We start from the raw sequence: 25951 nt of genomic DNA, 5'->3' as shown, positions 1-25951 counted from the left end.
GGTCGATTCAAAAAAATTGGAAAAATTTACTTGACAGGGGGGGGGGGGGGTAGGGTGTATTTTTGGGTCGTGGCACGTTCGGCCGCGATCTCGTCTTGGTCGGATCACATCTTCGATCGTCGCGCGTGCCCGCTGGTGGAGACGATGCCATGCGCCAGCACCCCATGCGAAAGCCCCTCTCGTCCTGGGTTCGGAAATGGTTCACGCCACGGCGGTCACAGCCGATTCGCCGCAAACCCCATCTGGAACTCGAACCACTGGAGCCGCGCGAGATGCCGGCGGCCAATCCCGTTCTGGCGCTGGGAGCCGAGACCGGGCGGCTGCCGCTGGTGCGTGTGCTCGACCAGCAAGGGACACTGATCCGCTCGTTCGCCGCCTATGACGCCTCGGTCACGGGCGGTGTCCGCACGGCGGTCGCTGACCTGAACCGCGACGGAGTCAATGACATTGTGACTGCTCCTGGTCCGGGTGCGGCTCCGTTGGTCAAAGTTTGGGACGGAGCCAGCGGTTCGTTGCTGAACCAGTTTTGGGCGTATGACCCTGCCTTCCGGGGTGGTGTGCAGGTGGCCGCGGGCGACATCGGACGCGGCGAGGTTGGCGTCGTCACCGGTCCCGATCAAGGCAGTTCGCAGGTGCGGGTGTTTAACAGCCAGGGGGTGCTCCGCACCGGTTGGGACGTGTTTGGCCCGTCGTCCACGAGTGGGGTACGCGTGGCCCTCGGCTATGCGGCCAACGGTAACGCGGCGGTGTTCGCGGCCGCGGGGCCTGGGAGTACCCCACAAGTCCAGAGCATCGAGATCCGCACGGGCCAGACCCTGGCCAGCTTCACGGCGTATGCCCCGACGATGACGGGCGGAGTCTGGATCGCGGCCGCCGACCTCACCGGCGACGGCGTGAGCGAGATCGTCACCGGGGCCGGGCCGGGGTACGCGCCGCAGGTCAAGGTATTCAGCAGCACCGGCCGGCCGCTGACCGAGTTCCTGGCGACGTCCGCATCGGACCGCAACGGCGTGATGGTGGGTGTCGTCACGGGCCGGGAGGGCCAGCCGCAGATTGCCACCCTGGTCGGCAGCAGCCGCAGCAAACAGGTACGGCTGTTCGATCCGCGTTCCAGCGGCACGCCGACTGCGCTGGCGTCATACCGGGCAACCGGAGCCGGGTCATTGGCGACGCCAAGTGATCGTTCCGAGGTCAAGCGGTTCGATGCGAGCAACCCAACACCACGGACGCTGCGGCAGTCCTATCGTCATCGCGCGATTGAGGTGACGGCCGCCGGCTACTCGGCCTTCCCGGTCCGCTACGGCGACGGGGTGGTGCATTTCCAGGAGAGCGACCTGGCCGCCGACGGCTTCGGCACCTCCTGGGGCGTCACCCGCAGTTGGACCAACGAGGGGGCGTATAGCCAGGGGCAGAACGTCGGCCGCGGCTGGATCATCGCGGAAACCCCCTCGCTGATCCGGGAAGTCGATCCGTTCTGGGGGGCCGTGGTGCTGACCGTGGTGACCGGCGGCACGGCCCAACAGGTCTTTGATGAGCAGCCCGGCGGCTCGTATGTCGGCCGCGGCGGCATCCTCGACACCTTGGTGTATGAGTCGGCGTCGGGCCAGTACCGCTTGACTGCTGCGGATGGTACGACGCTTTGGTTCTGGGACTTCGACGCGGCCAAGCCGGCCCAGCAGCAGGGCCAGTTCGCGAAACTCGAAGACCCGAAGGGGAACGTCACCGAGGTGACGGCGCTTTTGGCCGACGGCCGGATTGGCGAGGTGCAGCGCTCGGCCCCGGCCAGCGGCTCGACCGTCACCGAGTCGTACCTGTTCAGCTACGTGACCGGTGGGGTCAACGCCGGGTTGATCGCCTCGATCACGCAACGTCGCCGGGTGGGGACGGGGCCGTGGAGCACCGTCCGCAAGGCCGAGTACGTCTACTACGACGGCGTCGAGCCGCACGGCAGCGCCGGCGACCTGAAGAAGGTCGTGGTCAAGGACGCCGCGGACGCGATCCTAAAGACCAGCTATTACCGCTACTACGTGGCCGGGGAGGCGAGCGGCTACGAGGGCGGGCTGAAATTCGTCTTCCGGCCGCAGGCCTACGCCCGGCTGGCAGCCAACGTCGCGAACCCCGAGACGGCGACCGATGGCCAGATCGCCCCGTATGCCGATCACTACTTCGAGTACGACGACCAGTTCCGCGTGACCCAGGAGATCGCCGCTCGGGCGGGGGATGACGCCAACGGCGGCCGCGGCACCTTCAGCTTCAGCTACACGACCAACGAACTCGCCTTGGGCGGCGACCCAAACGCCTGGCTGATCAAGACGGTGGAAACACTGCCCGACGGCAACCAGAACATCGTGTACACCAACGCCAATCGTCAGGTGATGCTGAAGGTGTTCCAGGACACGGCCACCAGCCAGCAGTGGCGGTCGTTCTATCAATACGATGCGGGCGGGAGGCTGATCCTGGCGGCTAACCCGTCGGCGGTGACTGGCTACGACGAGACCTCGCCCGACCTGCTGGTCAACCAGTGGGGCAACTATCAGTACTTGTCTGACACGACGGGTCTGATAACGGTCTGGACCTATGGGACGCTCACAACGGCCACGGAGACGACACCGGGCGATGCTACCGGCCGGCTCAAGCAGGTGGCGGTGCAGCGGGGTGAGTTCGGCACGGCGGTCCCGCAGCAGGACGTGACCTACATCCAGCGGACGGCGGGTGGGTCGGGGCTGTTCTTCGTAGCTAACGTCACTGCCTACCGCAACGACGACGGCACTGGGCCGGTCACGACCGGTTACGCCTACACCTGGCAGGGAACGACGGCCCAGCCGGAATCAATCACTGTCACACTGCCGGCGGTCTCCGTGGCTCAGAACGGGTCGGGAGTCGCCACGACGCTGACCACAGTCTTCGACAACTACGGTCGGCCGATGTGGCAGAAGGACGGCGACGGCTTCCTCACCTACCTCGAATACGACCCGGCCACCGGGGCGGTGGTGAAGGAAATCCGCGACGTGGACACCACACAGACGGCGACCTTCAGCAATCTCCCCAGCGGTTGGAGCACCCCGGCCGGCGGCGGCCTGCACCTGACCACGACTTACGAGGTGGACGCCTTGGGCCGGCCGACCAAGGTGGTGCATCCCAACGGCCGGGTCGATTACTTCACCTACAACGACCTGACACGCGAGGTGCGGGTCTATGGCGGCTGGGATGCGAGCACGAACACGCCGACACTGCCGACGCAGGTGGTGCGGGCCGACTGGGCCAACGGCTACGTCGAAACGCTGACCATGTCGGCCACACCAGTAGTGGTGGATGGTCGTCCGACGGGTACCGAAGCGATCAGCGACCTGCACTCGCTGTCTCGCAGTTACACCAACGCCGGCGGCCAGGTTACGCATGCCGACGCCTACTTCAACCTCAGCGGGCTGAGCTATTCGACCTCGACGAACCTGGGCACGGCTAACACGCACTTCTACCGCACCGAGTACGGCTACGACGATGCCGGCCGATTGGATCGCACGCTCTCGCCCACCGGCACCATCTACCGCACGGTCTGGGACGGTCTGGGCCGTGTCGCCAGCCAGTGGGTTGGTCTGGATGACGTTCCGACCTCCGGTGAGTGGAGTCCGAGCAACACGGCCGGCACTGACCTGGTGAAGGTCAGCGAGAACGAGTACGACAACGGCGGCGTCGGCGACGGCAACCTCACGAAGGTGACGCAGTTCGCGGGCGGCGGTGCGGCCCCGCGGGTCACCCAGACCTGGTACGACTGGCGGAACCGGCCCGTGGCGGTCAAGGCCGGTGTCGAGGCCAGTGAATCCGACACGGTCAATCGTCCCCTCTCGTATGTGGAGTACGACAACCTCGGCCAGGTCACGGTCAGCGAGGTCTACGACGGCGACGGCGTCAGCGTGGTCGATGCCGGCGGCGACGGTGTGCCGGACCGGCCAGCGGCGTCGCTGTTGCGGGCCAAGAGCGTTACCAGCTACGACGACCTGGGCCGGGTCTACCGCACGCACGTCTACAGCGTCGATCCGACCACCGGGAGCGTTTCGACCAACGCCCTCACCAGCAATATCTGGTACGACGCCCGTGGGCAAGTGGTGAAGGTCGCCTCACCCGGTGGCCTGGTCGAGAAGTACCAGTACGATGGCGTCGGCCGGGTGATCAAGAGCTTCACCAGCGACGGCGGCGGGGATGCAACTTATGCCGACGCCTTTGATGTCATTGGTGACTTCGTGCTGTCCCAAATCGAATATGCCTACGACGCCAACGACAATCTCATCCAAACTACCGTTCGCCAGCGCTTCCACGACGCAGCCGGCACCGGTGAGCTGGGCACGCCAAGTGCCGGCATCGGCGCCCGCGTTAGCTATCAGGGCTACTACTACGACCTGGCCGATCGGCTCATCGCCACCGTCGATGTTGGCACCAACGGCGGCACCGCCTGGACGCGGCCCGGCACGGTACCGACTCGCTCCGATACGGTGCTGGTGACCAGCCAGACTTACAACACCGCCGGCTGGGTCGAAGCGATCACCGACCCCAAGGGCATCGTCAGCAAGACCTTCTACGACAACCTCGGCCGCACCACCAAGACCATCGCTAACTACGTCGATGGCATCGTCGGCGACGACAACGACATCACCACCGAGTACACCTACAACGCGGTGGGCATGACCAGCCTGACCAGCCGCCGGCCCGATGGCAGCGGCCAGACCACCGAGTGGGTCTACGGCGTCTCCACTGCCACGGGTAGCGGGCTGAACTCCAACGACCTCGTCGGCCAGACCCGCTGGCCCGACCCGGCCACGGGCAACGCCAGCAGCTCCGAGCAGGAGACAGTGACGGTCAACGCTCTGGGCCAGACGCTGACGATGACCGACCGCAACGGCAACGTCCACACGCTGAGCTACGACGTGCTGGGCCGGCTGATCGCCGATGCGGTGACGACCCTGGGCGTGGGCGTGAACGGCTCGGTGCGGCGGATCGAGTATGGCTACGATTCGCTGGGAAACGTGACTCTGATCACTAGCTACGATGCTCCCACCGGCGGCACTGTGGTGAATCAGATCAAGCGGGAATTCAACGGCCTGGGGCAGCTCACGAGCGAATGGCAGGAGCACACCGGAGCGGTGACCAGCAGCTCGCTGCGGGTGCAGTACACCTACAGCGAAATGGCCGACGGGGCCAATCACAGTCGGCTGACCAGCATCATCTATCCCAACGGCAAGGTGCTCAACTACAACTATGCAGCCGGGCTGGATGATGCCATCAGCCGATTGTCATCGCTGTCGGACAGCACGGGGGTGCTGGAAAGCTATGACTATCTGGGCGAGTCGGTGGTAGTGGCGCGCAAGCATCCGCAGCCGGGTGTGGACCTGAGCTACATCAAGCGAGCGGGCGAGGCCGACGGCGATGCGGGCGATCCATACATCGGCCTGGACCGCTTCGGCCGCGTGGTCGATCAACGCTGGCTGCGAAGTAGTGATGGTTCGGCGGTGGACCGCTTGCAATACGGCTACGACCGCAACGGCAACCGGCTGAGTCGGACCAACCTGATCGACGCCGCCTTCAGTGAAAGCTACAGCTACGACAACCTGAACCAGCTGATCGGCTTCACACGCGGTTCGCACAATCGCAGTTGGGACTATGACGCCCAGGGGAACTGGCAGAGCGTTACCACCGACGGCAACACCCAGACGCGGACGCACAACGCCCAGAACGAGATCACCGGTATCAGCGGCGCAGTCACGCCAACCTATGATGCCAACGGCAACCTGACACGCGACGAAACCGGGCGGCAATTCGTCTACGACGCCTGGAACCGGCTGGTCGAGGTCAAGGATTCTGGCGGCAACACGCTGAAGAGCTACGCCTACGACGGCTTGCATCGGCGAATTAGCGAAACGGCCAGCGGCGCGACGACCGACCTGTACTACTCGGACGCCTGGCAGGTGCTGGAGGAGCGGGTGGCGAGCGGGGGCACGTCAGTCCCCCGAGCGCAATACGTCTGGTCGCCGGTCTACGTCGATGCCCCAGTCCTCCGCGACCGCGACACGAACGGCGACGGCACGCTGGACGAACGCCTGTACGTCGTCCAGGACGCCAACTATAATGTCACCGCGATCTTTGACAACTCGGGCAACATCGTCGAACGCTACATCTACGACCCGTTCGGCGAGGTAACCATCCTCGATGCCGGTTGGAACGTCCTCACAGCCAGCGCCGTCGCTTGGGTTTACCTGCACCAGGGCGGTCGGTACGATTCTGTGAGTGGCTTGTACCACTTCCGTCATCGCGACTACTCCCCCACCCTCGGCCGCTGGACCAGTTTGGATCCGCTCCGCTATGAAGCGGGGGATGTGAATCTGTATCGGGCATTGGGCAATGGACCGGTGAACTGGTTGGATCCCAGTGGTCTCGACCGTATTGACCGCACCCAGGCTGGCAACCTCACACTTCTGTGGTATGTGGATGAAAAATTCATTGGATCGGACAAGAAATTCTTTGTTGGTGTCCTTGTCACCATCAACGGAGAAGAATTTGTTCGCCGTTATGTTGGTGGTCAGGCACTGTACGTCCCGCTGGCCAAGGTGAACAGCACGACCAGTTTCTGGCAAAGAACTCCTGGGAACTGGGATCAATGGTTCCGAGACAACAATGTCGCTGTGCACGAACCCAGCTACAAGAACCTGTCGATGCAAGCCGGATTGCTTCCGACCGGGTACAATGGCTTGGTCGAAGGCCAGCAGCAGATCGAATCGCTGGCTAAGACAGCCATCTACTGGAACGCGGGGGCTGGATTCAACGTAACTCCGTCAGCCGCGGCCAGTCGAGCCGTGGCTGCAACACGAACTCCAGCTCCAGTAAGTGCGGCCCCGCCAGTGACTCTAATTGGCAAAGGGGATCGCTTGGCACAAGCGGCCAAGTGGATCAAGCCCCAGCAGGGGGTCATTGACGTCGTTGTGCATGGTAGTCCCGATGCGTTTCATGTGTTACACAACGGCAAATGGATTCAGGTTAACCACCGCACGTTGGCGACTTTGATCAAGAAGAGCGGCCAGAGTGGCTCATGCATTCGGTTGATCTCTTGTAGCGCAGGCGCGACCCCAACTGGAGTTGCCCAGAACCTTGCTAACAAGCTCGGCATGAAAGTCATAGCCCCAACGGATACGGTGTGGATACATTCAACTGGCAAACTAACCATTGGCAAAACACCCACTGCCAACACAGGGCAGTGGGTGGTCTTTAACCCTGGAGGTTCAAGATGAAACTTAAGCGAGTCGGGTTCTTTCAGGAATTGGATCATGGTGATCCGAATGGACCAAAACTTGCCGAGCATGTAAGTGATCGCCCTCAACCTGATGAAGCCAAGGTGATCGAATATCTGCGTGGCGGCCTACTGCTGATTGGCTGCCCTGGAGTAGTAAATGATGTTTTGGATAACAAAATTTGCCCGGTCGGATCACCAGACATTTTGACCGACGGCGTATGGGCTTGGCCTGGCGATCTCCCCTACTATGTCGCGAAATACCATCTTAGACTCCCGAAAGAGTTTATTGACCATTTGCGAGGAAGGTCATTCAGGCCACCTGCCGAGGGAGAAGTTGATATACGGCACTTGGAGTTGTAATTCATTCGTGGATTTCGTCAAAGCTCTGCAAATTCCTCAAAGGTGCTGGCGGTTCCCGCCGCCCGGACTCCCAACAAAGCACCCAAACCGCAGCAACTACCATTCCGGTCGGCTCATCGCCACCGTCGATGTTGGCACCAACGGCGGCACCGCCTGGACACGGCCTGGCACCGTACCGACTCGCTCCGATACGGTGCTGGTGACCAGCCAGACATACAACGCCGCCGGCTGGGTCGAAGCGACCACCGACCCCAAGGGCATCGTCAGCAAGACCTACTACGACAACCTCGGCCGCACCACCAAGACCATCGCCAACTACGTCGATGGCATCGTCGGCGACGACAACGACATCACCACCGAGTTCACCTACAACGCAGTTGGTTTGACCAGTCTGACCAGCCGTCGTCCCGATGGCAGCGGGCAGACCACCCAGTGGGTCTACGGCGTCACCGTGGCTACCGGCAGCGGGCTGAACTCCAACGATCTGGTCGGCCAGACCCGCTGGCCCGACCCGGTCACGGGCACCGCCAGCAGCTCCGAGCAGGAGACGGTGACGGTCAACGCCCTGGGCCAGACCCTGACAACCACCGACCGCAACGGCACCGTCCACACGCTGAGCTACGACGTGCTCGGCCGTGTGATCTCGGACGCGGTGACGACGCTGGGGGCGAACGTGGAAGGCTCGGTGCGGCGGATCGAGTACGCCTACGATTCGCAGGGCAATGCCGCGCTTATCACCAGCTTCGACGCGGCCACGGGCGGCAGCATCGTCAATCAAGTCAAGCGCGAATTCAACGGCCTGGGGCAGCTGACCAGCGAGTGGCAGGAGCACGCCGGAGCGGTGACCGGCAGCTCGCCGCGGGTGCAGTACGCCTACAGCGAAATGGCGGACGGGGCCAACCACTCCCGCTTGACCAGCATCACCTACCCCAACGGCAAGGTGCTGAGCTACAACTACGCCGCCGGGCTGGACGATGCCATCAGCCGGTTGTCCTCCTTGTCGGACAGCACCGGTGTGCTGGAGAGCTACGACTACCTCGGCGAAGCGGTCGTTGTGGCCCGCAAGCATCCACAGCCCGGCATCGACCTGAGCTACGTCAAGCGGTCGGGCGAGGCCAACGGCGATGCCGGCGACCCGTACACCGGCCTGGACCGCTTCGGTCGCATCGTCGATCAACGCTGGCTCCGGAGCGGCGACGGCTCAACCCTCGACCGCCTGCAATACGCCTACGACCGCAACGGCAACCGCCTGACTCGGGCTAACCTCATCAACTCGGCCTTCAACGAAAGCTACAGCTACGACCACCTGAACCAGCTGACCGGCTTCACACGCGGCGGGCACAGCCGTTCGTGGGACTACGACGCCCAGGGGAACTGGCAGAGCGTCACCACCGACGGCAGCACGCAGACGCGGACGCACAACGCCCAGAACGAGATCACCGGCCTCAGCGGGGCAGTGACGCCGACTTACGACGCCAACGGCAACCTAACCCGGGATGAGACCGGGCGGCAGTTCGTCTACGATGCCTGGAATCGCCTGGTCGAGGTCCAGGACGCCAGCGGCAACACGCTCAAAACCTACGCCTACGACGGCCTGCACCGGCGGGTGCAGGAGACGGCCAGAGGCACCACGACGGACCTGTACTACTCGGACGCCTGGCAGGTGCTGGAAGAACGTGTCGGCGGGCAGACGCAGGTGCAGTACGTGTGGAGCCCGGTCTACGTCGATGCGTTGATCTTGCGTGACCGCGACACCAACGGCGACGGTTCGCTGGACGAACGCCTGTATGTGGTGCAGGATGCTAACTATAATGTTACTGGGCTTTTTGACAATTCGGGCAACGTGGTCGAGCGCTACGTCTACGACCCGTTCGGCCAGGTAACCATTCTCGACGCCGGCTGGAACGTGCTGGCCGCCAGCGCCTTCGCCTGGCAGTATCTGCACCAGGGCGGACGGTTTGACGCCACGAGCGGCCTGTACCACTTCCGCCACCGCGACTACTCCCCCACCCTCGGCCGCTGGACCAGCCTCGACCCAATTCGTTACTCCGCCGGGGATGTGAATCTTTATCGCGGCCTGGTCAATAACCCGGCTAAATATCTGGACAGCATGGGACTAGATGTCGGTGAACCCGGGTTCTGGGAAAGTTTAATTCCGATCTGGGGTTCTGGGCGAGAAGCGATCCATTCCTTCCAAAATGGCCAGTACTTGCGTGGTGCGTTCCACACGGTTTTGGCAGCGACCGATGTATTTCTACTCAAATCAATCGTTACCGCAGGCGGTAAGCTGTTGGTTAAAGGCGGAGCAAAGCTGGCTTCGAAAGAAGCAATTGAGGAAGCTACTGTGCGAACTGCATTAGAAGCAACTGAGAATTTAGCATGGAAGGAATTACCTGAAGGGACACGCATTGTGTTCGTTGAGGAAGCGAGAGTTTGGGTAAAAGAAGTCAATCCAAACGCCTCAAAATTCTGGAAGTTGTGGGGCAAAAAGAGTCTTGATGTCCAAGCTGATGGACTGGGGAAGCTTGATAATTTGGCACCTCGCTTTCTCTATCAAGACGGTAGACTTATAGTTGAAGATGTAGGCACCTTAGCGAAGGGCAATATGGACTTCCGCACGTTCCTTGGTTATTACATTCGTGGATCATGGCGACTGGGTACTCCCTTCAATGACATTCGCCCACGGAATATGGGCATGAACGGGAAAATCTTTGATCCTGTATATCATCCTTTTCACGAAATGTTAGTACCAACCGCTATAGAAAGTGGAATTACGTTCATCAGGATTGGTGATCGCTTTTATGTAATTCACCAGAAGAATGAGCAGATGCGACAGCCGATACGTTTGATTCCGATGCCTAAAAAGTGACCAATGTCGCCTACCATTGTGCGAAGGATAGTTGGCGTCGGATCATGGCATATATCACAGCACCAATTTGAGATAATAACAATGAAAGAAGATACTTTTTACATTTATGTAATGCAACATCCAATTGTCTTTTATTTCTTAGGATTTTGTGTGTTTTTTATTAGCTGGTTGTGGCTGCGGTTATTCCATAGCCTTGCTCATCGTTATGCCAGTGGTTGGTTATATTTTACAGGTCTTATTGGATTTCTTTTAATTCCTTTTACGTATACTGGTTATGTAGCCTACAAGGTAAAAGTTTATGTAGAAAAACGTGAGTTGGATGTCAAGTTACAGCGAAATGGAGCACAAATACCCAAGTTCGATAGACTTTAGAACTCCGCCGATTTAACACGCCCTGAACGAGCGGGTGCTAACGGCAACCTGACGCGGGACGAGACCGGCCGGCAGTTCGTCTACGATGCATGGAACCGGCTGGTGGCGGTCAAAGACAGCGGCGGCACCACGCTGAAGACGTATGGGTATGACGGCCTGCATCGGCGGATCAGCGAGACGGCGAGCGACACGACGACCGACTTTTACTACTCCGACGCCTGGCAGGTATTGGAGGAGCGAGTGACGAGCCACGGACGCCAGTCCGTGAGTGCCCAGTACGTCTGGAGTCCGGTCTACGTCGATGCGTTGGTGCTGCGCGACCGCGACACGAACGGCGACGGCACGCTGGACGAACGCTTGTGGGTCGTGCAGGACGCCAACTATAATGTCACCGCGCTCTTTGACAATTCAGGCAACGTCGTTGAACGCTACATCTACGACCCGTTCGGCCAGGTGACGATCCTCGATGCGAACTGGAACGTCCTGACGGCCAGTGCCTTCGGCTGGGCACACCTGCACCAAGGTGGCCGGTTCGATGCCACCAGCGGCCTGTACCACTTCCGCCACCGCGACTACTCCTCCACCCTCGGCCGCTGGACCAGCCTCGACCCGCTGCGCTACACGGTCGGGGATGTCAACCTCTACCGGGCGCTAGGAAACAGCCTGGTCAACACGCTAGACCCATCGGGTCTAGAGGATTATCGCTCAAAATTCTGGAATGGATTTAGTGATAGTGCCAAGAAAGCTGAACAGTTCACGGCGCTGCGAGCTACGTCAGACGTTCACCATACGAAGCCTCAAATTCTGAGAGAGCTTTATGAGCATTGGGGAATTAACATTGATGATCCTGAATACCTGCGTGGCGTCCAACGTGGAAAAGTGCATCAGGCATTTACTGACCAACAACGAGCATGGATCCAGTCAGAGATGGATATGCACGGAAAAGGTTGGCAATATGGCAATAAGGATCACATGAGGCAATTCATCAATAAAGTCAAAAATGACAAGGATTTTTTCGCGAGGCTCAATAAATTTACCGATATGCAAACGCAGCTCGGCGAAGAAGCCGGTATTCTGTTCAAGAATAATCTGACAGCACGACAGGTTAACAGTCAGTTTAAGCGACTAGATGGCGCAGCCAGGCAGGCGAGAGCGGTGCTCAGCGTTAAGAGTTTTAGTCCTAAATTGTTGCCAAGAGCTGGAACTGCAATGGCGGTTTTTTCTGTGCTGGTTGTACCCGAAGTCGCGTTCGCAGGACATAGCCCTGAGCAGGAAATGGCATTTCAAAGACTAATGAATCGTTATGATTCAGTTTATGCGACTGCGGCCAAAGGCGGTAGAGTCGATCAGCTGCAACTCCAATTGCTCCAGGGTGACTTTATTACGTATTTGAGAACATTGGGTCTCGGCGATGCTGAAATTGCAATCATAGAACGGCAAATTGCTATTTATTTATCAAACAAATAATAATGATTGATTTGCATAATTATCTTAGCTGCGGAGTCTGATATGTCTCTAGATTATCTAGACATTGTTTCGCTAATGCATCCTCATTCATTATCTAATGAGGAATTGCAACAACTTATTCATGAGATTCTTGAGAATGAATTAAATCGATATTCAGCTTGTGCAGCGCTGATAAGCCATGGCGACCGAGTTCGTCATGAAATTTGTAAGCTACTTCAATCCGATAATGATAATATAGTATTAGCCATGCTAGAAGCATTTGATTCACCTGATATTGAACGTGCCGATCGTTATCGATGGGATATTAGTGTAGTCAAACAGGTTGAGTCTTGCTTAAAATCGGCTAATAATAATGTGCGTAGTCGAGCAATGGTATTGCTCGCCAATATAACTCATAATCCCGAGCAATATGCACATTATTTGTGTGATCTAGCCTCTGTAGAACCAAAGATGAAATATGTGTGTATGGCGGCTCTATCATATATTACTCCTGTACCTTCATCTTGCAAAAATAAATTGGATAAACTGTTAATACAATATGCAGATGATAATGATTTTCGCGAAACCGTTATGAATCGCCTTTCAGAGATTGCATGAATATAATTTTATTATTATCAACATTGATCGATTAGTTTGCCATCGCATCTTAGAAAGCGCGGCGTGTGAATTAGTGCAACTCCTTAGTCTTTGACTGAGTAATACCACTGAGTTAATTTTTCAGTTTAGGCCAATAACAGGACAACACGGGTCCGGAGTTTTTTTGATGACCTTCTAGGCGGTCACTGTGCCGGGCCAAATTGTGGTCGCATTTGTTGCCGAATTCTGGCCGCACGGATTTGGCGGCTTGAGCAGTCGGTTTCCCGATTGTTGTGAATTCTGGAGGTGGCCCGCGCCGGGAAGGGGACCCGCTGTTGCGGATCCGCTCACGTGCACGACGCGGGCGGTTTACTTCGCCTCTGTTGTCCGGCTCTCCGACCGCTCCGACCGGTACTGCTCCAACCAGCCTTCAAGCTGTGCGACGGCACTGCGGAAGTCGTAGTCGCACGCCAAGAGAACGCCCTGGGTGAAACGGTCACGCTGACCGACCGCAACGGCAACGTCCACACCCTGAGCTACGACGTGCTCGGTCGGCTCGTGGCCGACGCCGTCACGACGCTGGGGGCGGGCGTGGATGGTTCCGTGCGGCGGATCGAGTACGGCTATGACGTGCTGGGGAACCTGGCCCTGATCACCAGCTACGACGCGGCCACCGGCGGCAACGTCGTCAACCAGGTGAAACGCGACTTCAACGGCCTGGGCCAACTGGTCAGCGAATGGCAGGAGCACACCGCAGTTGTGACTGGCAGCTCGCCGCGGGTGCAGTACGCCTACAGCGAGATGGCCGGCGGGGCCAACCACTCCCGACTCACCAGCATCATCTACCCCAACGGCAGGGTGCTCAACTACAACTACGCGGCCGGGCTGGATGACACCATCAGCCGCTTGTCGTCGCTGTCGGACAGCACGGGGGTGCTGGAGAGCTACGACTACCTGGGCGAGGCGGTGGTGGTGGCCCGCAAGCACCCGCAGCCGGGCATCGATCTGAGCTACATCAAGCGATCCGGCGAAGCCAACGGCGACGCGGGTGACCAGTACACCGGTCTAGACCGCTTCGGCCGCATCGTCGATCAGCGCTGGCTCAAGAGCAGCGATGGCTCGGCGATGGACCGCCTGCAATACAGCTACGACCGCAACGGCAACCGCCTGAGCCGGACCAATCTGGTCAATGCCGCCTTCAGTGAGAGCTACAGTTACGACGACCTGAACCAGTTGACCGGCTTCAGTCGGGGTTCGCACACTCGCAGTTGGGACTACGATTCGCAGGGGAACTGGCAGAGTGTGACGACCGACGGCAGTACGCAGACGCGGAGTCACAACGCCCAGAACGAGATCACGGGCATCAGCGGGGCGGTCACGCCGACCTTCGACGCCAACGGCAACCTCACACGAGACGAGACCGGCCGGCAGTTGGTCTACGATGCGTGGAACCGGCTGGTGGCGGTCAAGGACGCCTCGGGCACCACACTGAAGACGTATGAGTACGACGGCCTGCATCGCCGCATCCAGGAGACTGCCAGCGACACGACAACCGACTTTTACTACTCCGACGCCTGGCAGGTATTGGAGGAACGCGTGACGAGCCACGGACGCCAGTCCGTAGGTGCCCAGTACGTCTGGTCGCCGGTCTACGTCGATGCATTGGTCCTGCGTGACCGCGACACGAACGGCGACGGCACACTGGATGAACGCTTGTACGTCGCCCAGGATGCCAACTATAATGTCACCGCGCTGTTTGACAACTCGGGCAACGTCGTCGAGCGGTACATCTATGACCCGTTCGGTAGTGTGACGGTCCTTGATACGGACTGGACGGAACGCTCCGGCGGCTCAGAGTATGCTTGGCACTACCTGCACCAGGGCGGCCGGTTTGATGATGTCAGTGGCCTGTATCACTTCCGTTACCGCGACTACTCCCCGACCCTCGGCCGCTGGACCAGCCTGGATCCGATTCGGTATGAAGCCGGCGACGTCAACTTGTATCGATTTGTGAACAACGGCCCAACAAACAAAATCGACCCCTCCGGTCTAGTAGACCGGCCGATGAACGATCACCCAACAAACAAAATCGACCCCTCCGCTCCAGAAGATCGGCCGATGCCAAAACGGGTAGACCCCGGAGGCACTTTCTGCTTGATCCCGCAGTCGGAAAACATTATCCGCTGGGTGATCGGGCCGAGTGATAAGCCAAAATTGTTGAAGGATGTCCCATTCTGGACGAAGGGAAACCCAATCCCAGCGCTTGATAAGACCAAGTTCACGCCAACCGTTATCACTGCTGACCGCGGTTGGTCCGGGGTTATCCCCAAAGGAGCGTATATCGGTCCCGACGGATGTGGTCCCTGTGTCGGCATCGCATTGATCCCGCCGCAAAAAGGTCAGCCGGTTTACATCATGCACTTTTCGGCACAAGCGAACGTGTCGAAAGGCTTCGAAGAAGTAGGGTTTATCAGGTGGAAGTATTATAAGATTTGGACCGCTGATGGATTGGTAGTGACCCGGACCCGGGTAGCGCCTGGCGGTTATGAAGCGGTTATCTGCGGCGCGCTGATGCCGGAGCCAAAAGAACCCGACTTCAAGAGAGTCAACAACCAACGGCTGTACACTCTCGAAGATGTAGTGAAAACCTGCCACCGAAACGGTATCAAGATTCGATGCTTCATTCCCACTTCTGGGTTTGCACTCGATGAGAACAATCAGATTTGGTGGACGAGGGACCCTGCTCCCTCAGAAGTGGAACGATACAAAAGATGAGATCCGAGGGGTAACAATGATGAAGCACCGTTGGTTAGCTGTAGGCTGTGTAGCCTTGGTGGTGGCCTTGACGGTAACAGGACTGCATTTAGTTTCTGAAATCTCACACAACCGTCATGCAGTTCAGTCATGCACTTGCCACGGACACCTCAAATCGATTGCCACTGCCATGCTCCACTATCATGAACGATACGGTCACTTCCCCCCCGCATATCTGGTCGACAAGCACGGGAAACCCGCTCATAGTTGGCGAGTCCTTCTCCTGGAGTACCTCGACCCCGGCACGTATGGTGCGTATCGGTTTGATGAGCCATGGGATGGACCGAATAACCGGAAACTGGAAGACAAAATGCTCTCATGCTATGCCTGTCCCGCGGATACTAAACGAGGAAGGTGGGAAACAAACTACTTTGTGATCGTGGGTCCGAATACAGTGTTTCCTGGTTCCAACACGGTGAAAGTCGATGATATCACAAGACCGCATGCGGAAACGATTTTGGTGGTTGAGGCAGTGGATCAAGGAATACATTGGATGGAGCCGAGAGACTTGGAGTTGGATAGGATGAGTTTCGCAGTGAATGATGCGAAGAAGCCGAGCATTTCGTGTAGGCACAATCGGCCACCCGGGGTGGCTGCAGTGGATGGAACCGTCTTCTCGTTGACCAACATCAGAGGGGAGCAGTTACGCCAGATGGTACTGATTGTGGAGGCAGCCAAGTAAGCTCGTGAGCCATACCACGCGATCCCGGTTTACATTGTCAATCTATGACAACGCGGGCACCGTGGTCGAACGCTATGTTTACGACCCGTTCGGCCAGCGTGACGGTCCTCGACGCCAACTGGACCGAACGTCCCAACGGTTCCCAGTTCGTATGGCACTACCTGCACCAGGGCGGCCGCTTTGACACCACGAGCGGCCTGTACCACTTCCGGCACCGTGACTACTCCCCGACCCTGGGCCGCTGGACTTCACTCGACCCGCTCGGCTACGCCGCCGGCGATGTCAATCTCTACCGCACCGTCTTCAACGCCCCGACGGTTTATACTGACCCAAGTGGCTTAGAAGGTCCGGGATATCATCATTTCTATCCATTGTTTCTGGGAGGTTCTGACAATCAACCGCTATTTCCGCTGACTGCAGAGGAACACACAGCGGCACACAAGGTGCTTAGGAAATATAATGTGGCTCGAACGTCTGGTATATCTTATGACCAAGCGCGAGCTAACTGGAAAATGTTGACTCCACAACAACAGCGTGCGATAATCCTCGAGTGCTTCGACGCAGCTAACATTCCCAGGACATTAGCCGAAAAGTATATTGATCAAGTTTGTGCCGGAGCAACCCCTGGGATCAATAATTCTCCTTTACGCAACAAAACACCGAGAAGGGCACAACTTGTTAGTAGGTTTGAAATTAAACAAGCTCGTAAGGCAGCAGGATTCGCTCAAAAATTAGGAACGACCGTTATTGTAGGAGGTCTGACTTTCTTTTATGGTCAAGCAGTTCAGGCTGGTGAAGAATCGGGAATTAAACTTGCTGAAAAAATTGGGCTGGGAAGGATATTGCAAATATATGGTGATGAGGGATTATTACCATCTACTCATTTCAAAATGGAATTCCGTGGGAGAGTAATAAATGTAGAACTAATTCGAGATCCGTCGGATAGTCAAGCTGGTCACTATATAACAGCTTATTACCTTGAAGAAATAAATCAAGGATATTGGGGATGGTTTAAGAGAATTGTAACTCTAGGATCATGTGGTAGCGACATTATGGAGAGACATGATATTATCAAATTATCTGATAATTATAAAACTTATGGTTTTGTATATAAAATTCCGTAGTAGAATCATGCTAGTAATTTTCGCTGCTGATTATAATTAAACTTTTGGAGGGGTCCATGCTTCCGTATCCATCATCATTTTGGAAGCCTGCTGAGAATCCGACGAGGCCTGAAAATGTTGATTGGTCGCAATTACCCGACAGATTTCGTCACTTGATTAACTTCTTTGAATCTTACGGATATTTCCAATTCGAAAGCGTGATTATGGATAAATTAAAATCAATGAATAAAGACGAATTATCGTATATTAGTAGTATGTATGATATCATTAATCCAATATCAGATGATCTACATATATGGATTGATTCTGTAGGGCTTACAGAATCAAAAGCCGCAGCATTAGTGTATTTTTCTATTCTTTTTCTAGATATGGCATCATATTATGGATTTATTAAATCCAAGATATAGTTTTCTATATTTACAATAGTATCGACATATTTGCTCCCAATGAGCAGAAAGCAAATAACCGAAGCAGTACCCCTGGCTGCCCAGCAGCTACTGGAAGTGCGTCGGAAAGTAGACCCCCGTACAATACGTCAGGTCGCCGGTGTATGTCGCTGCATTGGTCCACCGTGACCGCGACAGCAATGGTGACCAGTCTATAACGATGCCTTGGTGCTGCGGGACAGGGACAGCAACGGCGACGGCACGCTGGACGAACGCTTGTGGGTGGTGCAGGACGCCAACTATAATGTCACTGCGCTCTTTGACAATGCGGGCAACGTGGTCGAACGCTACGTCTACGACCCGTTCGGCCAGGCGACGATCCTCGACGCCAACTGGACGGAGCGAGCGGCCAGCGCCTTCGCCTGGGTCTACCTGCACCAGGGCGGCCGGTTCGACGTCACGAGTGGCCTGTATCACTTCCGCTACCGCGACTACTCCTCCACCCTCGGCCGCTGGACCAGCCTCGACCCGATCCGCTACGACGCCGGGGACGTCAACCTCTATCGGGTATTAGGCAACGGTCTGCCGAACCGGCTCGATCCGTTGGGGCTGTTCGACCTCTGGGACTGGCTCGCCAACGATGTGATCGGAACGGACAACGTGCGCAGCTGGGATTCCGTTCTGGGTCACCACCGCACCGGCTGGTTCGCTCAACTCAGCAACGGCGCGGCAGGCATGGGCGATACGGTCAGCATGGGGCTGACCGGTCGGGTGCGGCAGGGCCTCGGCTATGACGATGTCGTTGACTACCACTCGGGAGCCTACGCTGTCGGTGAGGTTGCCGGCACGGGGGTCAACCTCGGGCTAGCCTTCGTCAACCCCTGTGCCGTCGGCGGCAGCATCGGGACTGGCGTGCGGGTGATCAACGGCATCCAGGCGTTTGGCGGTTCACTGAATGCTGGCGACAATCTGGCGGCAGGGAATTATGGGGCGGCGGCTCTGGACCTGATCGGGGTCGCGGGCAACAGCTTCCAGATGCTGCGGCCGTGCTTCCCGGGGGAGGTGCAAGTCCTGACGCGGCGGGGTTGGGTCCGCTGGGATGCATTGACGACGAGTGACGAAGTGTTGTCGCTGCCGGAGGATCAGCCGGAGGGAGAGTTGGCGTATCGGCCGGTGGAGGAGGTGTTCCGGCGATGGGGTGTGATCTGGGAGGTGACGGTTGCGGGGCGGGTGCTGCGGACGACGGCGGAGCATCCGTTCTGGGTGCGGGGCAAAGGCTGGACGGCGGCGAAGGACTTACGGGCTGGGGATGAGTTGCGGTCGCACGACCGCCAGTGGCTGGCGGTCGAGGGCGTTCGGGACACGGGCCGCGAGGAGGCGGTGTACAACTGCCGCGTCGCGGAGTACCATACGTACTTCGTCGGTGACGCCGCCTGGGGCTGGAGCGTCTGGGCGCATAATAGTTGCTACAGTTCGCCCGAACTCGCCCGGGCTGGGCGGGCCTTGCGAGAAGGCAGGACGAATGAGGTCATTGTCAGAGACGCGAACGAGGCACGCGAGCTCTTCTTCCGAGAGTTCCGCTCTGGGCATGGGGTGCCATCTTACCGCGATACAACGGGGTGGAGCAAAGCCCAAGTTGATGTCCACGGCAAGGCGGGTACATACCACTGGGATACCGTCTTCGACAGGACCAGCGCCCTCAAGAGTATGAAGGGCCGTCAGGTGCTGCAGGGGCACTACGATGATGGCAAGCTACACAACTATACGCCCCATCTGCAGATTCACACTTTCGACGGCCGAGTCGTGCGAATCTTGTTTGGCGGGTAATCCAGAAGGCGTCCTATGATTGTTCAGGATATTGCAGTGAACGTCTCGCGGCTGGAAGCCGTGTCGAAGGAAGTCCCGTCGGACCGCCCCGGTTGCCGGGCATGGGCAGTGCTGTACCCGTTCGTGGCCCCTGGTGCGAGCGACGATGAGCGCAGCATCCTGATCCGTGTTCGAGTGGTCGATATCCCGTTGCAAGAGCTGCAGGCGAAGGGTGGCGATCTAGACGGCGACGAGCCTTTCATCTACGACCGTATCAACCAAGTGGTGCAGAGCGTCGAGGAGGTCGTCCAAATGCTGTCTCAGGCGGGGATCAGTTGTGAAGGGTTCAGCTCGTCCTACCAATCCGGGTTGCCGTTCTGAAACCCAAAGAGATCCAATCATGTCAACGGCCGTTTCGTTCCTGTGGGCATCCACGGTCGCGTCATCCGTATGACGGCGGATCACTGCTTGCTCGTTTAAGGCCGGGAGTGAACGCCGCTCGGCTATCGAGCGATTGAGATCATCTGGGCCGGTGACCTGCTCCTCAACTGGGACAATTGGACGCGAACGGAGCAGTGAAGGCCAAGCTGGTCGAAGAGGTGTTCTAGCGGTTCGTCTTGGTGTTGTGGCTCCGGATCAAGTAGAACGTTCCAAACGATCGAGACGACGGGGGAGCATCCGTTCTGGGTGCGGGGCAGAGGTTGGACGGCGGCGAAGGACTTACGGGCTGGGGATGAGTTGCGGTCGCACGACGGCCAGTGGCTGACGGTCGAAGATGTTCGGGACACGGGCCGCGAGGAGGCGGTGTACAACTGCCGGGTGGCGGAGTACCATACGTACTTCGTCGGCGACGAAGGGTGGGGCTGGAGCGTCTGGGCACATAATGCTTGCGTTAGCCGTATCCACGACGATCCAGGCCTTGTTAGGCACGCAGAGGCTGCCGGACGAACGCACCAAGCCTCTATCGACAGATTGACAGCACAATTGGGGAGAGGCAACTTCAATCCTGGTATCGGAACAAGAGGGGTGTTTGGCAACGTCCTCGAAGCACGAGCAAGGGACGGCGCCAGGGTGTATTTCCGAATCTTGGCGAACGGGGATGCTGAGATTCTTGCGAAATCATCGAAGGCAAACCAAGAGGCCGTAATCAAAATCCTGCAGCGGTTGTATGGAGGATAAAATGGTAAAGGGCCAGCACTACAAGATTACGGTACATGCCGGGTTAGAAGGGCTAGACCCAATCACGGACAACGTGGATGTTGAAGTTGTCTTCGATGATGGCTCACACTACATGGCGACCTTTTTCACATTGGAGAACATCCAGAAAATCATGGAAAATTACCAGCAATCCGGGGAGTGCATGAAAGGATCCTATTTCTGGGCGACTGACATGATCTTAGTCCGCAGATTAAGCCGGGAGAACATCGCAAAAGTCGTTGGCGACCTCATTGGTAAAGGTGAGTTTGAGAAAGCATTTTCCCTAGCCTCATCCACTCCAAAAGAATGACCATGTTCCCGACCCGCAATTGCGTCGTGTTGCTGTACCTGAGCGGCAACGGCAGCCGCACCACGGAATATCATCACTTCTACGTTCACGGCCAGGGCTGGACTGCCGCCGCCAACCTGCACGCTGGCGACAAGCTCTGCAGTAGCGACGGCTAGACCGTGCAGCTGGACGAGCGCTTGTACGTTGTGCAGGATGCCAACTATAATGTCACCGCGCTCTTTGACAACGCGGGCAATGTCGTCGAGCGTTACGTCTACGACCGTCCTGTACAAAAACGATGGCGCACGCAAGTGGCGGCGCTGAAAGGGACAGCGGCGGCCGAGTTGAAGGTTGGTTGTCGCGAGCAAGGAGAGAGCAGAGCCGGCAGCGCGGCGGAGCAGGCAACGAGAACCCGCGGGGAACGACAGGGGGAGGTCGTTCCAGGTCAAGCGCCCCGAGGCAGTCGCAGCCTCGAACCCGGACCGGGAGCTACCCGTGGGGAATCGGTGGAAGGGGAACCGCCGACAGAATCAAGCCGCGCGGGAATAATGCTTGAGCAAGCCGCCCAGCCTCTCTTCGCAACGCACCTCGCTCAGGATCAACGGCTTGTCCTCCGGGACTGCGGGAAGCCCACCCAGGGGCATGTTCCCCAGGCCCTGATGTGGCCGGCATTCGTGATAATGGATCAGGAACTGCTTTAAGAGATAGCGCAGATGGGCTTCTCCGAAGACGATGAAGTGGTCGAGGCACTCTCCCTTCACCGTCTGCACGAACCTCTCCGCCACCGCGTTCATGTTCGGCGCCTGCACGCTTGTCGGCACCACTTCCATTCCCTCCGCCTCCAAGACCGCATCGAACTCCGGGACGAACTTGCTGTCGTGGTCCCGCAGCAGATACCGGGGCTTGGCGGGCTCTTCCCCAAAGTGCATCGCCGCATTCCGCGCTTGCTGGATCACCCAAGGGGCGTTGGGGTTGGGCGTCATCCCGGCCACGTAGACCTTTCGAGTCCCGACGTGGATGAAGAAGAGGACGAAGTACTCCACCACGCCCGACATCGTCCACACCTTCGTCGAGAAGAAATCGCAGGCGATGAGGCTTTCCTTGTGCCGCTTGATGAAGTCAAACCAGGTGCCCTCCCCGCGCTTGGGCCCGGGGTCGAGGCCGTTCTCCTTCAGGATGTTGACCACGGTGGCCCGGCTGATCTTCTTGATCCCCAGCTTTTTCAACTCCCCGAGGATGCGCGTGTAACCCCAGTCATTTTCGCGGGCCAACCGCAACACGAGTTCGCGGACCTCCTCCGGCGTGCGTTTCCTCCCGCGCTTGCTCGCGGCTTCCTTGGGTCTGGTTTCACCGTGGAGCCAGCGCAGGAAGGTCCGAGGGGAGACGATGGTGATGAGGTGGCGGATGGCGGAGCCGAGGGGCTTGCCGAACTTGAGCAGGCGCTGGCGCTCGGTTGGAGTGACCTGGATCCGCTTGGGGAGCCGGTCGCGGAGGATGCGGTTCTCCTCCTTGAGGAACTGGATTTGGCGCAGTCTGTCCTTGTCCGTGCCGCTGGCCAACAGCAGCAGCAGGGATTGGAGAAGTTTGGTCATCCGGGTACAATCGCAACCGTCAGGGAAAACACCGACAAAACGAATGAGGACAACATATTTGCACACCGGCGGGATCGAGGGCAATCCCAGAGGAAGCACTCTCCCAGCCGTGGTGTCCAGTCGGGGTCGGGTTGCGCGGGCCTTGCGGGGGCGATCGAGTCGGGGGGAGATCGGGAATGGACAGACAACCGTTGTCGCGCTCGCGCGGGCTGGTAACCGGAGTGTGGAAGTTTTTGTTGAGGGACGAAACCGACAGACGGGTTAACAGGCGGCGCGACGTTTTGGGTTCGAGGAGTGTGCCAGTCGGACACCGAGACGGATTCGGAACTTCGGCGCCCCTTCGCGGACCTCTCTCATCTCCCACGTCGTAAGAACCAGCAAATCAAGAGCTTGCAGCTATCCTCTCGCGACTCTCGCGCCGGTTCTGCGCGCGATCGAGTTCGAGGAGTGTTGCAGACAGGGAGCTTCAAAATTCGGAAAGCCAGCGCGATCTACCTTCGGCACTACGCCGGACGACATAGCTCTCACTTCATTCGCCTTAGCAGTCCGGGTGCGAAGAAACTTCCGAGAAACAGCGCGACGCTTGCAAACACACTTTCCCAGAACAATTCGTAATATAATAAACATAATATGTACAAATGCCACTCCAGACGGGGCTGCGCTTCCTTGATCGCCAGCGCCAGCGTGGGCAGGAGCATCAGTAAAATACTGCTGCTCAAGACGCTGCCCGCCACGATCCAACGCCAGCGCAGGCGCCACGGCGCACGGATTACTCGCCACTGATAGTACTTCCCCTCCAAGCCAACAGACATGGCCACCGCGATCAGCAACCACAGCGGCCCAGTGCAGAAAATAGCGACGACGGCCAAAGGCACAGTCAAGTATCCGACCACTAGACTTATGAAATTGGCCTGTAAGGAGTACCAGAACGCGTGCTTTCGGACGCCCGCACAAAAAACGAAGGGCCATTCCAAGACAGCCGCGAATATCGACGCCGGCAAAGCCAAATACAATATGAGCGGCAAAAGTTCAAAAAATGAGTCATGCCACGAGTGGGCAGTCGGTGCGGCGGAGTTTGCATACGCGGGGGACGCCAAGGCGAGCAGCAATATCACTACTAATAGAATTTTGCTTGGATGCCACATGCGAGCTTCCCCAGAAGAGTGACGAGCAACCCGCTCAGCAACCGGCAGGACTTCAGCGAGAAACGAACTCCTTACATAAATATAACACCTGCCGGCGCCCAGTGTACGACCGGCTTCAATTTCGAGGCGCCAACGACGATCAGACCCCCGGTGGCCGACCTGGGCCCTATCTACATCCATCAGGATTATACCCGCTTGCTCCCCGCAGGCGTACCGGAGGACGTCATTCGTCGTGACTACCACGGCATTCCCTACTAAGCCCGGCTCGACTAGTTCAACTCTGCCAAAGGTCTCGTCGATCTCAAAACGTGTGACCACCCCAAGTCACAAGCCAATATGGAGTGGGACGTGAAGGTCAGGAGTCGGTTCCTCACCTTGGCGATGCCGTTGCCAACGTAGCCGCAGCGTTAAGAGCAAAATGGGAATTCCAAATCCTAACAAGATCCACGGACCAGAGCTGCGTTCCGCGAACAGGGTCGCCTGCGATGGATCATACGGAGCATACAGGACCATGACGGGAGCACCCGGTGGGAACTGCTTGCGGAAAGCGGCAGCTTCCTGAACCCAATAGAACGTTTTGGGTTCCCCGGTCGTAATCCGTGTCGCCTCATACGGCTGACCGGCAACCCAGTAGCGGTAGCGGATGTGCACGGTAAGGGGAGCACCGGGGATTCCCCCTTTCTGCTCGATCCATTCGGTGCGAGATTCGATGACGATCCCCTGAGTCTTCTTCCAGCACAAGATGCTCAGCTCTTGTTTGGCCAATTCCCAGAGACCAAAGCCGACGAGGAAACCAGAGAGCAGCCAGCCCTTGAACTCGCCACTTATGAGCCAAAGGAGGAGTCGCGATGCGAAAGCAAGCCAGGTTGTCCACCAAGCTGGCGCTGGCTGAACTTCTCTCTCGTGTAAATCGTAAGACATAAGTTGATCTCCCTCGCTCTGTCGGCAGCGTTTGTCCCTCAGACAAGCAGCATCCAACATTTTACCTGCGATTTCAGTCAGGCGAAAGTCGTAGCTTTTTCCGTCCAACGACACCCCCAAGAAGTCGTTACAATTTCGAAGCCAACCAAGTGGAACTGGCCGCTGAGTTTCCCAATCAGCCGGACCTGCGGAACGACCTGGCTGCTACTCTCGGCAACCTGGCCAACCTGTGCAACCTGCGGCGCAACTTCGCCACGGCCAAGGAGTGCCTGGAAAAGGCCCGGCCGCACCACCTGGCCGCCCTCAAGGCCAACCCTCGGCATCCCACCTACCGGCAGTTCTACCGCAACAACCTGCTTGCGTTAGTGCAGGCCCACGCCGGGCTGCTCGACCCGGCCGCCGCGGTGCAAACCGCCCAGACCGCCCGCGACCTGGGCTGGGACGGAGCTGCCGACGCCTACGACGCCGCCTGCGCCCTGGCCCTGTGCATCCCCATCGTCGAGAAGCACGAGCAGCTCGATGCCGACAAACGCAAAGCCGTCGTCCAGTTCTACGGCGACGCGGCGATGAAGCTGCTGCGGGAGGCCGTGGCCAAGGGGTTCAAGGACGCCGCCCACATGAAGCAAGACTCCGACCTCGCCCCGCTGCGCCAACGCCCAGACTTCCAAAAGCTGCTGAAGGAACTGGAAAGCCAACACTGACTGTCAACCACAACTCCTCATGCCCGTGCCAACGCTTAGGTTTTCTCCACCTCCGCCCTGTCATGCCCAACCGCACCCAGACCGCGGCGACAATGACTCGCCCGCCGCCCTAGCCCTTGCGCCAAGACCAAGGGACGCCCCGGACGACACGAGGCGACCTCCTGCCACATCGTTCTTACTAGTATCTGATAATTGCAAATCAATCTAAATGAGTGATTTTAGACTGGCTGCAATACAGTTTCCGGAGACAATGAGTTATTGGACATTAAACTATCGAGTGAAACCAAGGGGAGGAGCGTCACAGGAAGCAAGCCGCAGGGATCGGCGCGTAACCCCATCTCCCGGGGAGGAGAAGGGACTATGGATATGGCACG

General features: G+C 58.2%; 18 protein-coding genes. 15 read left to right on the top strand and 3 right to left on the bottom strand.

Annotation, left to right across the window (positions count from 1 at the left end; all coding sequences use genetic code 11):
• Positions 1-149: 149 nt before the first annotated feature.
• From H0921_RS00150 to H0921_RS00085, 14 genes are all read left to right on the top strand, one after another.
• Positions 150-7274, top strand: a complete 7125-nt coding sequence (locus H0921_RS00150; RefSeq protein ID WP_194536014.1) for an RHS repeat domain-containing protein — start codon at positions 150-152, stop codon at positions 7272-7274.
• Positions 7271-7636, top strand: a complete 366-nt coding sequence (locus H0921_RS00145; RefSeq protein WP_194536013.1) for a hypothetical protein — start codon at positions 7271-7273, stop codon at positions 7634-7636. The genes H0921_RS00150 and H0921_RS00145 overlap by 4 nt, the downstream gene beginning before the upstream one ends.
• A 199-nt stretch (positions 7637-7835) precedes the next feature.
• Positions 7836-10505, top strand: coding sequence for an RHS repeat domain-containing protein (locus H0921_RS00140; protein WP_194536012.1), 2670 nt, complete (start codon positions 7836-7838; stop codon positions 10503-10505).
• A 474-nt stretch (positions 10506-10979) separates the two neighbouring features.
• On the top strand, positions 10980-12344 hold the full coding sequence (locus tag H0921_RS00135; protein ID WP_408033859.1) for an RHS repeat domain-containing protein: 1365 nt from the start codon (positions 10980-10982) through the stop codon (positions 12342-12344).
• A 42-nt stretch (positions 12345-12386) separates the two neighbouring features.
• The gene (locus H0921_RS00130) at positions 12387-12941 is read left to right on the top strand and encodes a hypothetical protein (protein ID WP_194536011.1); all 555 of its coding nucleotides are present in this window, start codon (positions 12387-12389) and stop codon (positions 12939-12941) included.
• Between the two features lie 330 nt (positions 12942-13271).
• The gene (locus tag H0921_RS00125) at positions 13272-15695 is read left to right on the top strand and encodes an RHS repeat domain-containing protein (RefSeq protein ID WP_315851810.1); all 2424 of its coding nucleotides are present in this window, start codon (positions 13272-13274) and stop codon (positions 15693-15695) included.
• Positions 15628-16416 carry a DUF1559 family PulG-like putative transporter gene (locus H0921_RS18400; protein ID WP_390622523.1) on the top strand — a complete coding sequence of 263 codons (789 nt, stop codon included), beginning with the start codon at positions 15628-15630 and terminating at the stop codon, positions 16414-16416. Before H0921_RS00125 ends, H0921_RS18400 begins: the two co-directional genes overlap by 68 nt.
• Before the next feature lie 74 nt (positions 16417-16490).
• Positions 16491-17540, top strand: coding sequence for an RHS repeat-associated core domain-containing protein (locus H0921_RS00115; RefSeq protein ID WP_194536009.1), 1050 nt, complete (start codon positions 16491-16493; stop codon positions 17538-17540).
• 56 nt (positions 17541-17596) lie between these two features.
• Positions 17597-17947, top strand: a complete 351-nt coding sequence (locus H0921_RS00110; protein ID WP_194536008.1) for a hypothetical protein — start codon at positions 17597-17599, stop codon at positions 17945-17947.
• 207 nt (positions 17948-18154) lie between these two features.
• Complete coding sequence (locus H0921_RS00105) at positions 18155-19753, top strand: polymorphic toxin-type HINT domain-containing protein (RefSeq protein WP_194536007.1); 1599 nt, start codon at positions 18155-18157, stop codon at positions 19751-19753.
• A 15-nt stretch (positions 19754-19768) separates the two neighbouring features.
• Positions 19769-20113, top strand: a complete 345-nt coding sequence (locus tag H0921_RS00100) for a hypothetical protein (protein WP_194536006.1) — start codon at positions 19769-19771, stop codon at positions 20111-20113.
• Between the two features lie 276 nt (positions 20114-20389).
• On the top strand, positions 20390-20911 hold the full coding sequence (locus tag H0921_RS18395; protein ID WP_390622531.1) for a polymorphic toxin-type HINT domain-containing protein: 522 nt from the start codon (positions 20390-20392) through the stop codon (positions 20909-20911).
• A 1-nt stretch (position 20912) separates the two neighbouring features.
• Positions 20913-21239, top strand: coding sequence for a hypothetical protein (locus H0921_RS00090; RefSeq protein ID WP_194536005.1), 327 nt, complete (start codon positions 20913-20915; stop codon positions 21237-21239).
• Positions 21236-21394: a hypothetical protein gene (locus H0921_RS00085; protein WP_194536004.1), complete on the top strand. Its 159-nt coding sequence runs from the start codon at positions 21236-21238 to the stop codon at positions 21392-21394. Before H0921_RS00090 ends, H0921_RS00085 begins: the two co-directional genes overlap by 4 nt.
• Before the next feature lie 354 nt (positions 21395-21748).
• On the opposite strand, the gene H0921_RS00080 is transcribed toward H0921_RS00085, so the two are convergent.
• The 3 genes from H0921_RS00080 to H0921_RS00070 form a co-directional block, all read right to left on the bottom strand.
• Positions 21749-22810 carry an integrase core domain-containing protein gene (locus H0921_RS00080; RefSeq protein WP_194536003.1) on the bottom strand — a complete coding sequence of 354 codons (1062 nt, stop codon included), beginning with the start codon at positions 22808-22810 and terminating at the stop codon, positions 21749-21751.
• Positions 22811-23334: 524 nt separating this feature from the next.
• Positions 23335-23685, bottom strand: coding sequence for a hypothetical protein (locus tag H0921_RS00075; RefSeq protein WP_194536002.1), 351 nt, complete (start codon positions 23683-23685; stop codon positions 23335-23337).
• Between the two features lie 594 nt (positions 23686-24279).
• Positions 24280-24876 carry a DUF3592 domain-containing protein gene (locus H0921_RS00070; protein ID WP_194536001.1) on the bottom strand — a complete coding sequence of 199 codons (597 nt, stop codon included), beginning with the start codon at positions 24874-24876 and terminating at the stop codon, positions 24280-24282.
• 149 nt (positions 24877-25025) lie between these two features.
• Here H0921_RS00070 and H0921_RS00065 point away from each other — a divergent pair, with 149 nt between their 5' ends.
• A complete protein-coding gene (locus H0921_RS00065) occupies positions 25026-25577 on the top strand; it encodes a TPR end-of-group domain-containing protein (protein WP_194536000.1) in 552 nt (183 codons plus the stop codon).
• Positions 25578-25951: the final 374 nt, after the last annotated feature.

It is taken from the genome of Thermogemmata fonticola (assembly GCF_013694095.1).
In the GTDB taxonomy this organism is placed as follows: domain Bacteria; phylum Planctomycetota; class Planctomycetia; order Gemmatales; family Gemmataceae; genus Thermogemmata; species Thermogemmata fonticola.
This window is presented reverse-complemented; position numbering and strand designations above follow the sequence as displayed.